At 46.7% G+C, this 13,688-nt stretch carries 9 protein-coding genes; 7 read left to right on the top strand and 2 right to left on the bottom strand.

From position 1 onward, the window contains the following. Positions 1 to 62: 62 nt before the first annotated feature. Both ACFBZI_RS06490 and ACFBZI_RS06485 read left to right on the top strand, forming a co-directional pair. On the top strand, positions 63 to 3,065 hold the full coding sequence (locus tag ACFBZI_RS06490) for a TonB-dependent hemoglobin/transferrin/lactoferrin family receptor (RefSeq protein ID WP_375715575.1): 3,003 nt from the start codon (positions 63 to 65) through the stop codon (positions 3,063 to 3,065). A gap of 259 nt (positions 3,066 to 3,324) precedes the next feature. Further along, on the top strand, positions 3,325 to 4,188 hold the full coding sequence (locus ACFBZI_RS06485; protein WP_375715574.1) for an ATP-binding protein: 864 nt from the start codon (positions 3,325 to 3,327) through the stop codon (positions 4,186 to 4,188). A gap of 187 nt (positions 4,189 to 4,375) precedes the next feature. On the opposite strand, the gene ACFBZI_RS06480 is transcribed toward ACFBZI_RS06485, so the two are convergent. Together ACFBZI_RS06480 and ACFBZI_RS06475 are read right to left on the bottom strand one after the other, a co-directional pair. Further along, positions 4,376 to 5,125, bottom strand: a complete 750-nt coding sequence (locus ACFBZI_RS06480; protein ID WP_375715573.1) for a DUF4850 domain-containing protein — start codon at positions 5,123 to 5,125, stop codon at positions 4,376 to 4,378. A 10-nt stretch (positions 5,126 to 5,135) separates the two neighbouring features. Further along, on the bottom strand, positions 5,136 to 5,501 hold the full coding sequence (locus ACFBZI_RS06475) for an ArsC/Spx/MgsR family protein (protein ID WP_375715572.1): 366 nt from the start codon (positions 5,499 to 5,501) through the stop codon (positions 5,136 to 5,138). A gap of 133 nt (positions 5,502 to 5,634) precedes the next feature. On the opposite strand from ACFBZI_RS06475, the gene leuS reads away from it, so the two are divergent. The 5 genes from leuS to ACFBZI_RS06450 all read left to right on the top strand — a co-directional run bounded on the left by leuS (position 5,635) and on the right by ACFBZI_RS06450 (position 13,555). After that, positions 5,635 to 8,271 (top strand): leucine--tRNA ligase, encoded by a 2,637-nt coding sequence (gene leuS, locus ACFBZI_RS06470; RefSeq protein ID WP_375715571.1) that lies wholly within the window; start codon positions 5,635 to 5,637, stop codon positions 8,269 to 8,271. After that, complete coding sequence (locus tag ACFBZI_RS06465; protein WP_375715570.1) at positions 8,271 to 8,777, top strand: LPS-assembly lipoprotein LptE; 507 nt, start codon at positions 8,271 to 8,273, stop codon at positions 8,775 to 8,777. Before leuS ends, ACFBZI_RS06465 begins: the two co-directional genes overlap by 1 nt. Further along, a complete protein-coding gene (holA, locus tag ACFBZI_RS06460) occupies positions 8,731 to 9,783 on the top strand; it encodes a DNA polymerase III subunit delta (RefSeq protein WP_375715569.1) in 1,053 nt (350 codons plus the stop codon). Before ACFBZI_RS06465 ends, holA begins: the two co-directional genes overlap by 47 nt. 468 nt (positions 9,784 to 10,251) lie before the next feature. Continuing rightward, complete coding sequence (locus tag ACFBZI_RS06455; protein ID WP_375715568.1) at positions 10,252 to 11,550, top strand: efflux RND transporter periplasmic adaptor subunit; 1,299 nt, start codon at positions 10,252 to 10,254, stop codon at positions 11,548 to 11,550. A gap of 19 nt (positions 11,551 to 11,569) precedes the next feature. Next, the gene (locus tag ACFBZI_RS06450; protein ID WP_375715567.1) at positions 11,570 to 13,555 is read left to right on the top strand and encodes a MacB family efflux pump subunit; all 1,986 of its coding nucleotides are present in this window, start codon (positions 11,570 to 11,572) and stop codon (positions 13,553 to 13,555) included. Positions 13,556 to 13,688 lie beyond the last annotated feature (133 nt).

Below are 13,688 nucleotides of genomic sequence, written 5' to 3'. Positions count from 1 at the left end.
TGACAAAATAAACAATAATCATTATCATAAGCAACGCATTATCAATACCCAAGGTGTTACTTATGAAGCAAAAAACCCACTTTCGCTATCATGCGTTATCCGTCTGCATCTTATGTGCCATGCAATCCATGGCCGCCTATGCCGATGACAGCGATGATGCCGATGCCCTGCCTACCGTGCAGCTGCCGACCATGCAAGTGATCGGCGTCAATCCCAATAACACGCCACAAAAACAATCCACTTCCCAAATCAGCAAATCCGCCAAAGAACTCTCAGAGCAGATGGTGTCCGATAGTCGTGATTTGGTGCGGCATGAAACTGGCGTCAGCGTCGTCGAAACTGGCCGTTTTGGTGCCAGTGGCTACTCGGTGCGTGGCGTGGACGAAAACCGTGTGGCAATCAGCATCGATGGACTACGCCAAGCCGAAACCCTGTCATCGCAAGGCTTTAAAGAGTTATTTGAAGGCTATGGCAATTTTAACAACACTCGCAACGGTGTCGAAATCGAAAACTTACAAAGTGCCGTCATCAAAAAAGGTGCTGATTCGGTGGCGTCAGGCAACGGTGCGTTGGGTGGTGCGGTGGTCTTTAAGACCAAAGACGCACGAGATTATCTGCTGGATAAAGACTGGCATATCGGCTACAAAACAGGCTACGCCAGTGCTGATGAACAAAAAGTAAACAGCCTAACCTTGGCAGGACGACTGGGGAAATTTGATGCTCTGGTGGTCGCCACACGCCGTGATGGTCATGAGCTAAAAAATTATGGCTACGACCAGTATGACGAACGAGTGCAAGGCAGAGAACGCAAAAAAGCCGATCCTTATGACATCAAGCAAGACAGCACACTTGCCAAAATCTCTTTCTCACCCAACGACAATCATCGCTTCACCATCATAAGCGATAATACAGAACGCACAAACCAAGGGCATGATTTTTCTTATACACTCAAATATTCCGCTTATTACAATCCGCTAGAAGAAGATCTACGCCACACAAACGACAAAAGCAAACGCCGCACTTTTGGTATCGCTTATGAAAACACAGCCGCCAATGCTCTTTGGGACAGTGCCAAAATCTCATTTTCTAACCAAAAAATCACCACCAAAGCACGCACTGACGACTACTGCGATGGCAACGAGCAATGCAACAGCGTCGCCAATCCACTGGGTTTACACATCGTCAATAATCAGCTGGTGGACAAAAACGGCAAAGCTGCCACTTTCAACAAAACAGATGCCTACACTCACACGCTGGTGATTGATGGCAAAGAGCATACAGACCATTACACCCCCAAAAGACTGCGAGAAATTTGGTTTGATTGCTCAGTATTTGACTGTAATGGCTCAATTACTGCCAATAAAGATGAGTACGATGCCGAAAACTTTGAGCATCATTACAACAATGCCAAGTTTGACTTTAAAGATGCCAATATTGTTACCGACAGTCAGGGCAAGCGTTTTGCCAATTTTGACAAAGCAAGCTACCAAGACAGCTATGCCATACCGAACACTTTGGGTTACTTGACCAATTATTACAGCGATCGAGATCTGAACACCGATACCAAGCAGCTGGATTTGGATTTGAAAAAATATCTCACCACTGGCAAAGTTACCCATCAGCTTGGTTATGGCATCTCATATAGCGAAACCGAAAAATCCATGGTCAACACCGCTGGCGTCAGCGGGCGAGATCCGCAGTGGTGGACAAAGCAATATCTGGGGCTAAATCGTTCAACAGGCAAGCCTTATGCATCGTGCCAAGAAGCCAAAGACGACTTTGAATATCCATCACCAGTTGTCTGCCCAACCGAAGATAAATTTTCATTCCTAATTCCTGTCAAAACCAAAGACAGCAGCTTGTACTTTAGCAATCATCTAACCCTTGGCGATAAAGTCAGTGTCGATGTCGGCTATCGCTACAACCAAATCAAATATCAACCCAAATATGTCGCAGGTCAAACCGCCAAAATCCCTGACGATATGGTCAAAGGCTTATTTATCGCCCTGCCCAAAGCCACGCATGGCGATGAACCCAAATGGTGGAATTATTCAGGTTACAGCGATCCAAAATACTTAGCAGATAAGGCTGCTTGGGAAGAAGCGGATAAAGCCTATAAGCAAGCTGTCGCCAATAACCCTGCCGAAAATATCGCCTTTTTATCCCAAAATCGCAAGCACAATCAGCATTCGTATTCACTGGCGACGACTTTTGATGCCTTTAGCCATCTACGCCTACAAGCCAAATACGCCCAAGGCTTTAGAATGCCGACTGTCGATGAGATGTACTTTACCTTCCAGCACCCAGATATTACCGTGCTGCCAAATGTTGGGCTAAAACCAGAACTTGCCAAAACCAAAGAACTGGCTTTGACCTTGCACGGTCAAGCTGGCTTTATCACTGGCAGCGTGTTCCGCACGGATTATGATGATTTTATTGATTTTCAGTATCTTGGTAATAAAGATTTGAAAAACTTGTACGGCGGCACTGCCAGCTCTCGCAATTATCCGCTGTATCAAAGCATCAACCGCCAAAAAGCCAAAGTTGATGGCTTTGAGATTAACTCTCGGCTGGATATCGGTGCTTTGTCGCCAGCACTGGCAGGCTTGAATGTCAGCTATAAATACACGCACCAAAAAGGCTTGGCAGATGGCAGCATTCCGATGAATGCCATTCAGCCAGACGCTTCGGTATTTGGTATCGGCTATGACAGCAAAAACAAGCGATTTGGCGGTAATTTGTACCTAAGCCATATCGCTGCCAAAAAAGATAAAGACACTTATAATATCTTTTGGAAAGAAGAAAACGCCGACAACAGCCATGCCAAATGGCGGAGCAATTCGCACGCTTTGGTGGACTTGACCGCTTATGTCAAGCCAACCAAAAATCTCACTCTGCAAGCTGGCGTGTACAATCTGACCAACGAAAAATATCTCACTTGGGAATCGGCACGCTCTATCCGCTCATTTGGCACGAGCAATTTAATCGGTCGTGATGGCACAGGCATTGAGCGTTTTTATGCCCCTGAGCGTAATTTTAAATTCAGTGCCGAATTGGTGTTCTAAGCGGATTTTACCGATTTTAATCATTTAACAAACCAACCAAATCCCCTTGTTTTATTTTACCAAGGGGATTTGGTTTTTATTTGAGAATTAAAAAAACCAACCGCATCGCCCAATCTGTCAAATCTATTAAATTTGCCAAATTTGGGTAGTTTTGTTATGGTATCCATTTGGTGTTATAATTGGGCGATTATGGTATTTGTCTTTAAATAACTGCCCAAAACCACCTTTTTACAAAATCATCGCTTTATAAGGATTTATCATGCAGCTGCCCGACACGCTCATTGAGCTACTCACTCAATATTTGCACGAACACACCAGCCAAGCCATCAGCATTGATCCTGATGTGCTGGCGTATCGCTGGGTTGGTGGTCTTACTGGGCGGCTGGTGCCGATTGATGTCAGTTTTGGTGGCGATTTGGCGGATTTGCTTGGTATCGATACCCAAAAAGCCAAACTGATTGCCAATACCGAACAATTTCTCGCCAAACTGCCTGCCAACCATGTGCTGATGACTGGCTCTCGGGGTGCTGGCAAATCGTCGCTGATTCGTGCCTTGCTCAAGGCGTATCACCATCAAGGCTTGCGTATTATCGAAGTGGCTCGTGATGATTTGTTGCACCTCGATAAAATCCGCACCGCCATCAAGGCATCTTATCAAGCTGGCAACCAAAACCGCTATATCGTCTATTGCGATGATTTGGCGTTTAATACTCAAGATGAAAATTACCGCACCCTAAAAAGCGTGCTGGACGGTGCGTTAGACAGCGAAAGCAGCCAACTGCTCGTCTATGCCACCAGCAACCGCCGCCATCTGCTACCCCAGCTGATGAAGGACAATGTCAATATCTACAACGGACAGACCGATGAAGTCAATCCCTATGAAACCATTGACGAGACTGTTTCTCTGTCGGACAGATTTGGGCTGTGGCTGTCGTTTTTGCCGATGAATCAGCCGCTGTATTTGCAGATTGTGCAGCATTTATTGACCAAAGCGGATTTGCCATTTGACGGCATGGCGCAGGCTGAAGCTCTGACATGGGCCAGCACTCGTGGCGGCCGATCAGGACGCATTGCCTATCAATTTTGTCAACATTGGATTGGGCAAGCTCGCCTGCGTGCTTGAGTGGATTTGCCAAAATTTTGCCATTTTACCGCTGATTTGTATCATTTTACATTTATCATCATATGAATTAAATTTTGATAAAAATCAGCGGTTTTAAAAAAAATATAGGCAAGGTGCTGGGTGTTGGCTTAGGTAATTATTACTTGGGTTTGAAGTTTTGCCAATTTTACCAAACTCAAAATTACTCTTATTTTATCAGCCGCCAATTTAATATTGGGGTTGCCAATTTTCGCTGTGCCTTGGGCAGACTGACAGAAACATCCATCGCAAACAGATCTTCATCTGGATTAAAATAAGCAACGCCATCCACCTGCTGACCTTCAACAGTGGCTCGCCACGCTTTTGTATAGCGATCCAAAGATACAAAAGAAATTTTTGGTGAAATGTCCAAATATCGCGATTTGGCACCGTACTCACGCTGATTTAGTATATCTGCCTGCTTAAAAAAATAACTTGCAAAGCTTAATACACAACGCTCACAGCCACCGTAATTTATCCACCATTGAAAATACCCCTTTTGTCCTTTGGGTGGTGCAAAGACAATCCAAGCTCTACCACCCATACCAATATTGGCAGAAATTAATCGCCAATTTTTGGGTATCAAAAACCATTGATAATGAAAATAATACACCGCCACTTGCGTTTTGTAAGCTGCGTCCAGTTTTTTGTCAATATAAAGACTGGACGGTCCATAAACCATATCCATATCTTGATCAAAAACCTGATAAGCCGGCACTCGCACACCGTTTGCCAAGGTTGCCATGCCAAGATAAACAGGCTTGGGTAGATCGCTAGTATTTTCAAAAGCGGAATTGCCTGGGTTAAGCCCTAATTTTAAAGTATCAGCATGAGCTGATGGCAGCACTGACAAAAATGATAACAAAATTGTAGTAAAAACAACGACTGTTGTTGATTTGAAAAAATTTTGAACTTTCATGTAACACCCCTTACCCAAACACCGTTTGATAAAATTCATCATCAAAGCCTAGCACTGGCTCGCTGCCACCTAGGATAATTGGGCGTTTTAACACGCTTTGGTTGGCTTTAACAATGTCATGCACTGCGGTCAAATCGTCTGCCGTGCCAAGTTTGGCAATCATCGCCTTTTGGTCATCGTCAAGTTTGCGGTAAGTTGTGCCTTGTTTATTGATCACTTTTTCGCCAAAAATCGCCACAAATTGTGCAAACTGCTCAGCACTTAGCACTTGTTTTTTATAATCAAAAAACTCATACGCCACGCCCATTTGCCCAAGTTTATCAAAGGCTTTTTTCATGGTGTTGCAATTTTTGATGCCATAAACGGTGATTGCCATCATCAAACTCCCAATATATAAAAGATTTTTGGTTAAATTTGCTAAATTATAGCAAATTGGCACGGATTTTAGGTATAATAACCTGTTTATATGCTTATTTTTTCTTATTTTTCATCTTATTTTGGATAGCAACATGAGCCAAATTTCTTCAGAAAACTACGATTTTTCAGCAATTGAGCAAAAATTACAAGCCCAATGGGAAAGTGATAAACGCTATCACACAACAAACGACACCACCGACAAACCAACCCGCTATATGCTGTCGATGTTCCCTTACCCAAGCGGCAAGCTGCATATGGGTCATGTGCGTAACTATGCCATCACCGATGTGCTAAGTCGCTACTATCGCCAAAAAGGTTATGATGTCATGCAACCGATGGGCTGGGACGCTTTTGGTCTGCCTGCCGAAAATGCCGCCATCGCCAATGCTGTCGCCCCTGCCAAGTGGACTTTTGAAAATATCGCCAACATGCGTGAGCAACTAAAGGCATTGGGTCTGTCAATCGATTGGTCTCGTGAATTTGCCACCTGTACGCCTGAATATTACCGCTGGGAGCAGTGGCTGTTTTTGCAGCTTTATAAAAAAGGCTTGGTCTATAAAAAACTTGCCACCGTCAATTGGGATCCTGTGGATAACACTGTGCTGGCAAATGAGCAAGTCGTTGATGGTCGTGGCTGGCGTTCTGGGGCGATTGTCGAAAAGCGTGATATTCCGATGTATTATTTTAAAATTACCGATTATGCTGACGAATTGCTTGACGATCTAAAAACGCTAGAAGGTCATTGGCCAAAACAAGTGCTGTCAATGCAACATAACTGGATTGGCAAAAGCCAAGGCATGGAGCTGGATTTTGCTTACTCGTTGGACGGTCGTGATGATGTGCTGCGTGTCTTTACCACTCGCCCTGATACCATCATGGGTGTCAGTTATTTGGCAGTTGCCGCCGAACACCCACTGGCTCAATACGCCGCCAAGCAAAACTCAGCGATTGCTGAATTTTGTGCCGAATGCAAACAAGGCTCAGTTGCCGAAGCAGACCTAGCCAAAGCCGAAAAAGTCGGCATGGCGACCAACCTATTTGCCAAGCACCCAATCACTGGCGAAAATGTGCCTGTTTGGGTTGCCAACTATGTGCTGATGAGCTATGGCTCAGGGGCGGTGATGGGCGTGCCAGCACACGATGAGCGTGATTTTGAATTTGCCAATAAATACCAACTGCCCATCAAGCAAGTCATTGATTTTCAAGACAAACAAGGTCAATACGATGACAAGCAATGGCAAGAATGGTATGGCGACAAAACAGGTTTTTGTATCAACTCTGGCGTGCTGGACGGTCTGTCATTTGTCGATGCCAGTGCCAAAATTGACGAAATCGTCAGCGAAAAAGGCTTGGGCAAATCCACCATTCAGTATCGCCTGCGAGATTGGGGCGTGAGCCGTCAGCGTTATTGGGGCTGTCCGATTCCGATGGTGAACTGCGAATACTGCGGTACTGTACCTGTGGACGAAGCGGATTTGCCAGTGGTGTTGCCGACCGATGTCATTCCAGATGGCCGTGGCAATCCGCTAAAAAATATGCCTGAATTTTTGCACACCACTTGCCCAAAATGCGGTCAGCCTGCCGAGCGTGAAACCGATACTTTTGATACCTTTGTCGAATCCAGCTGGTATGCCCAGCGTTTTGCCAGCCCACACGACGATTCACAAATGATCGAACGCCACGCCGCCGACAAATGGCTGCCTGTCGATCAATATGTTGGCGGTGTCGAACACGCCGTACTGCACCTGCTGTATGCTCGCTTTTTCCATAAGGTCATGCGAGATGAAGGCTTAGTTGGTGGCGATGAGCCATTTGCCAATCTTTTGGCTCAAGGCATGGTACTGGCAGGCACTTATTACCGTGAAAATGCCGACGGCAGCAAGTCGTACTATTTCCCACATGAGATTGATTTGGTGATGAATGGCACAGAAGTGGCTGGGGCGACGCTCAAGGCGGACGGTCAGCCAGTCATCATCGGCAAAATCGAAAAAATGAGTAAATCAAAAAACAACGGCGTCGATCCGCAGCAGATTATCGAGCAATACGGAGCAGACACGGTTCGCTTGTACACGCTATTTACCGCCCCTGCTGATCAGACGCTAGAATGGTCAGACAGTGCCTTAAAAGGCCCGCACAATTTTGTCAAAAAAGTATGGCGTACCGTGCATGAGCATCTGGCTGCCATCGAAGGCGTGGCGGCTGATAATTTGGCACTGGATAAAACCAACCTATCCAAGCCTGCCAAAGACTTACGCCGCAAAACGCACGAAACCATCGCCAAAATCGATGTCAGCCTAGGCGAGCATTTGGCACTGAACACGCCTGTGTCTAGCCTGATGGAGCTTTGTAATGAGATTGCCAACTTTAAAGTCGAGCAACCTTGCGACCTTGCCGTGCGTCATGAAGCCATCATCGCCCTATTGACCCTGCTGTCGCTGTATGCACCGCATGTTGGCGAATATTTGCTTGAAGCCATTGGCATCGATGCTCGCACCGCCAAATTCCCTGTGCTTGATGAAGCTGCCTTGGTTAATGACACCATCACCATGGTGGTGCAGGTCAATGGTAAAGTGCGTGGCAAAATGGAAGTCGCTGCTGGCACGGACAACGACACGCTCATCGCTGAAGCCAAGGCCATCGAAGGCGTCGCCAAATTCCTAACTGGCGAAATCAAAAAACAAATCGTCGTGCCAAATAAACTGATCAGCTTTGTGGTGGCAGGTGCTTAATGCAAATCAAAAATTTATTACTAAGCGGTCTGTTAGCCATCGGCGTGCTGTCGCTGAGTGCGTGCGGCTTTGGACTGCGTGGCATCAGCGATAACAGCATACAGCTGGCACCAGCGTACAGTCAGGTAAATCTTATCACTGACAATAATGCCGTGGCTTATGCCTTTAAGCCACGACTTAGCACGCAGTTGGCACAGATTGGCGTGGCAACCGCCGCCGATGCCCCCAACCAAATCCGTGTGAATAATTTGCGTTATCGTGAATATCGCTTGCTTGGGGTTTTGACCGAAATCCGCTTGGTGCTAACTGCCGATGTCGGTTATCAAATCAACGGACAGACCATCGTCCGCACGGTTCAGACCGAACGCAGCTATCAGCATAATGAAGCCAGCGTTACCACCAGCGATCAACAAGGCGAACAAGCCAAAATCTGGCTACAAGACAGCTTGGCACACCGCATTGCCGAGCAGTATTACGCACTTGGTAGCCAATCTGCGAGCCAGTGATATGCACAAGCCGTTTTTGGCAGTTAGCCAATCACTTCTACAAAAGCCCAGCTCTATCACTGGGCTATGGCTGGCACACAGTGATGAGCCATTGGTGTTGCAGTGGCTTGTCGATGCCTGCCGGCCCAGTTGGCAAGAGCATCACCAAATCATCAAACGCATCGAGCTGACCGCCGCCAAAAGCTGGCAAGAAGTCATCAACGAACTGTCCACCTTATCTTTATTTGCAGAATCCACCGCCATCATCATCACTGGCAAACAAAAACTGGACGATGCCACCGCAAACGAGCTGGCACGCTTTGCTGACGATGCCAAAGCAGGCAACAGCCAGCACCATCTGCTGTGGCTACTGCCCAAACAAGACAAAAAAGCACAAGCCAGTAAAGCCTTTAAATTATTTGACAATCAAGGGCTGATTATCGATGGCAATATCGCCAATGAGCGTGTCCGCCGTGAGCTGCTCACCGACAAGGCAAAACAACTCAACCTGACACTCACGGCAGACGCTTGGCAGGTGCTGATGAGCCATACCGAGCATGATTTACTAAACGCCTATCAGGCCCTGTGGCGGCTGTCCTACACCCACAATGACGGCAACACCATCGATGTGCCGACACTGATGACTTTGTTGGTCGATGGTGGCAGTTTTAGCGTATTTGACTTATCCGATGCCATCATCAGCCATAACGCCACCGCCGCCATCAAAATCATTCATCATCTCAAAAACACCGACACCGCCGCCAGTATCGTGCTGTGGGCGATATTACGAGACATTCACGCCATCGCTGGCATAAAAAACGCCCAAGACCCAACAACGCTTGGTATTTGGCGTAATAAAGTTGCTGCCTATCAAGCCCTATCACGCCGTATCCAGCCACAGGCACTTGCCGAACTGCTGGCCATCGGCTACGAAATCGACAAAGCCATCAAAGGTTTAAGCAATGAAAATCCGTGGCGGCTGCTTGAGCGTGCGGCACTGCTGATGTGTGGCGTGGCGGTTTTGTAGATTTTGTAGGTTTTGTAGGCTTGGTGGTTTTTTTGGCAAATTGGTTGTGTTAATGACAAAAATCATGATGCATGATGACAAATCATTATAAATTTTGATAAATTTTTTTATTAATTTAACTGTTAATTCAGTATTGATTTGGCGGTGCTGATGATTAATTTGGCAGTTAATTTGGCGTTATTGATGTTTGATTTAGCAATTGATTTAGCGGTTTTACAAGCCAATTTTAAAAATTGATTTAAAAGTTGATTTTAAAAGCTCATTTTAAAATTCTGCAAGCCACCGCCAATTTACAAAAACACACGATTTTGTTACAAAATATCACAAAAGCCGCCCTATTCATTGAATAAATCTTGTTATCATTGACGATGTTATCAAACAATCTCACGCAGCTTTTTAAATTTGCTAATTTCATTTACTGATTTTTAAGTATTTTAAAATAATTTTGCCATTTTATTTGGAAAAACTATGTCTATCGCCAAGCCTGTTGCCAAAAAACCTTTGCGTTTTCGCCCACTGATTAAGTGGATTGTCGCCGCCATCGTGGTGGTGGCTGCTGGAATATTGATTTACAAAAAACTCAATCCGCCTGCCACGCCGCCAGAATATCTCACCACCACGGTCGAAACTGGCGACATCGAAAACACCGTGATGGCATCTGGCAAAATCAAAGCCATCGAAACGGTCGATGTCGGTGCGCAGGTGTCAGGTGAGATTGTCAAGCTGTCTGTGGATATTGGCGATTTTGTCAAAAAAGGCGACATCATCGCCCAAATTAGCCAAGTTGGGCAAAAAAATGTGGTCTCAAATGCCCAAGCCACACTCAATCAAGCCAACGCCAGCCTAAATCAAGCCAAGGGCGATTTGGCAAGCAGACAAGGCGAAGTCAGCAGTGCCGCCGCTGCCGTTGAGAGCCGAAAGGCTGAGCTGGCTCGAGCTCGCCAAAGCCTTGAACGGCTACAAGGTTTGATTGAGATTGATGCCATCAGCCGCGAAGAATACGAAGAAGCACGCACCAAAGTAGCGGTTGCCCAAGCGGCATTGGACGCTGCTCAGGCCAGCCACCAAAACGCCTTGACCGCCGTCAAAAATGCCAAGCTTGCCATCACAAGCCAACAAGCCGCCATCACCAAAGCCCAAAATGATGTCGTTACCGCCCAAGAAGATCTCAATTACACCACCATTCGTGCACCGATGGACGGTACGGTCGTATCCATCACCCAAAAACAAGGCACAACCGTCAATGCCAACCAATCCGCCCCCACCATCGTAACGCTTGCCGATCTTAGCCGTGTGCGGATTAATGCCCAAATCTCCGAAGCCGATGTGGTCAATATCCACCCAAATCTGCCCGTGCGATTTAACATCATCGGCAATCCTGAGCAGCAGTACGATGCTGTTTTGGCGGGCATTGAGCCTGCACCTGAGAGCATCAGCAGCTCAAGCAGCACCAATGCAGCGGTGTATTATATCGGCTATCTGAATGTCGATAATAATGAAGGCAAATTTCGCATCGACATGACGGCACAGGTCAATATCATCATTGACCAAGCCAAAAACGCCCTAATTATCCCATCATCTGCCATTGAGACACAACACGGCAAAACCACCGTGCGTGTCATCGGCGAAGACGGCTTTGCCAAGCCTGTTGAGATTAGCGTTGGCATCAATAACCGTGTCAATGCCCAAGTGCTAAAGGGGCTTAAAAAAGGCGATGTTATCGTTATTGGTGAAGCTCATGGCAACACCCCAATGATGGTGCAATAATACTGCCTAAGGACAAATCATGACAACAACAACTCCCACCACCAAAACGCCGCTGATTGAAGTGGTAAATTTGGTGCGTGATTTTCCTGCTGGCGATGACAAAATCCGCATTTTGCACGACATCAATCTGACACTGTATCAAGGCGAAATGGTCGCCATCATCGGACAATCTGGCTCTGGCAAATCCACTTTGATGAATATCTTGGGCTGCTTGGACAAAGCCAGCGGTGGGCATTATGCCATTTTTGGGCGTTCGGTTGATGAGATGGACACCCAAGAGCTTGCCAAGTTACGCCGTGAGCATTTTGGTTTTATTTTTCAGCGTTATCATCTGCTGGGCGATATCGATGCCCAAGACAATGTTACCGTACCTGCTGTCTATGCTGGCATGGATACCAAGGCACGCAAGCAGCGAGCTTGTGAGCTACTGACAGCCCTAGGTCTGGCGGATAAATTGCACAATCACCCCAATCAGCTCTCTGGCGGTCAGCAGCAGCGTGTTTCTATCGCACGAGCCTTGATGAATGGCGGTGATATTATTCTGGCCGATGAGCCAACAGGAGCCTTGGACAGCCAATCAGGCGTTGAAGTGATGAAAATTTTGCACAGGCTAAAACAGCAAGGGCATACCATCATTATGGTAACGCACGATCCTAAGCTTGCCAGTGAAGCCGAGCGAGTGATTGAGCTAAAAGATGGCCGCATCATCAGCGATTACTACACGCCGCACGCACGCCAACACATTGATAATCTGCCCACTCGCCAGCCCATCAGCCACAAAAACGCCCTGTTTGGCTTTTTTGACCGCTTGCAAGAAGCCTTTAAAATGTCGCTATACGCCATGAAAGCCCACAAAATGCGGACGCTTTTGACCATGCTGGGCATCATCATCGGCATCGCTTCGGTGGTGTCCATCGTGGGGCTGGGGCAAGGCTCACAACAAAAAATCCTAGCCGACATCAGTCAACTAGGCACAAACACCATCACCGTACTGGACGGCTATCCGTTTGGCGATCCACGCCGCCGCTTTGGGCATGACAATCTCACCACCGCCGATGCCGATGCCGTGGCAGCACAGCCTTATGCCAAAAGCGTCAGCCCCTTAGTGGATAGCAGCGTCAGCACTCGCTATAAAAATGTCGAAACCACCGCCAGCATCAATGGCGTCGGTGAAGATTATCTAAAAGTTACTGGCGAGACGCTGGCGATGGGTAACAGCTTTGACAAAAACAGCATCAGCCAGCTCACCCAAGACATCATTATCGATAATAACGCCTATAAGACCTTTTTTAATGGTGAAGGCAATCCTATTGGCGAAGTGATTATAGTGGGCAATGTCCCCGGGCAAGTGGTGGGCGTGTTGTCGGATAAGACCACCAATTTTGGTCGTCAAAATAACACGCCGCAGCTGTATATGCCCTACACCACCGTCATGCATCGTATGCTTGGTACCAGTTATATTGACCGCTTTGTGGTGCTGATTGATGAAACCACACCTTCAAAAATTGCCGAAACCGCCATCAGAGATCTGATTCAGGCACGGCATGGCACGGACGATTTTGATATTTTTAATACCGATTCAATTCGCCAAACTGTCCAATCCACCACCAACGCCTTGACGCTGCTCATCTCATCGATTGCCATCATTTCTTTGATTGTTGGTGGCATCGGCGTGATGAACATCATGCTGGTTTCTGTTACCGAACGCACCAACGAAATCGGCGTACGCATGGCGGTCGGTGCTCGCCAAGGTGATATTATGCAGCAGTTTTTGATTGAAGCGGTGCTGGTGTGTATTTTGGGTGGTGTGCTGGGCGTGGCGTTGGCTTTTGGCATTGGCGGGCTGATTAACCGCTTTGGTGGTGAAGATTTTGTGGTGGTTTATTCGCCCTTATCGATTGTGGCTGCCTTTATTTGCTCAACGCTTATTGGCGTGATTTTTGGTTTTTTACCTGCCAAAAATGCCGCCAAATTAAACCCCATCGATGCCTTGAGCCGCAACTGATTTTTGACCATCAACCATAAGCAATCAATTTGGCAGTTGATTGCTTATTTTTATGCCAACAAAAAGCAAATCAAAAACCCAAACAGTTGGCACAAGCATTTACGCATTGAGCATAAAAAACACCCTTAGTAAT

The organism is Moraxella marmotae (genome assembly GCF_042219885.1).
Lineage (GTDB): Bacteria > Pseudomonadota > Gammaproteobacteria > Pseudomonadales > Moraxellaceae > Moraxella > Moraxella marmotae.
Note: the sequence above shows the minus strand (reverse complement) of the source record. Positions and strands in the feature narration are given on the sequence as shown.

What these genes read in the sequence shown, in the direction of transcription:
- ACFBZI_RS06450 (WP_375715567.1), top strand. Translation starts at nt 11,570, where the DNA reads ATGACAACAACAACTCCCACCACCAAAACGCCGCTGATTGAAGTGGTA.
- ACFBZI_RS06455 (WP_375715568.1), top strand. Translation starts at nt 10,252, where the DNA reads ATGTCTATCGCCAAGCCTGTTGCCAAAAAACCTTTGCGTTTTCGCCCA.
- leuS (WP_375715571.1), top strand. Translation starts at nt 5,635, where the DNA reads ATGAGCCAAATTTCTTCAGAAAACTACGATTTTTCAGCAATTGAGCAA.
- ACFBZI_RS06465 (WP_375715570.1), top strand. Translation starts at nt 8,271, where the DNA reads ATGCAAATCAAAAATTTATTACTAAGCGGTCTGTTAGCCATCGGCGTG.
- ACFBZI_RS06490 (WP_375715575.1), top strand. Translation starts at nt 63, where the DNA reads ATGAAGCAAAAAACCCACTTTCGCTATCATGCGTTATCCGTCTGCATC.
- ACFBZI_RS06475 (WP_375715572.1), bottom strand. Translation starts at nt 5,501, where the DNA reads ATGGCAATCACCGTTTATGGCATCAAAAATTGCAACACCATGAAAAAA.
- ACFBZI_RS06485 (WP_375715574.1), top strand. Translation starts at nt 3,325, where the DNA reads ATGCAGCTGCCCGACACGCTCATTGAGCTACTCACTCAATATTTGCAC.
- ACFBZI_RS06480 (WP_375715573.1), bottom strand. Translation starts at nt 5,125, where the DNA reads ATGAAAGTTCAAAATTTTTTCAAATCAACAACAGTCGTTGTTTTTACT.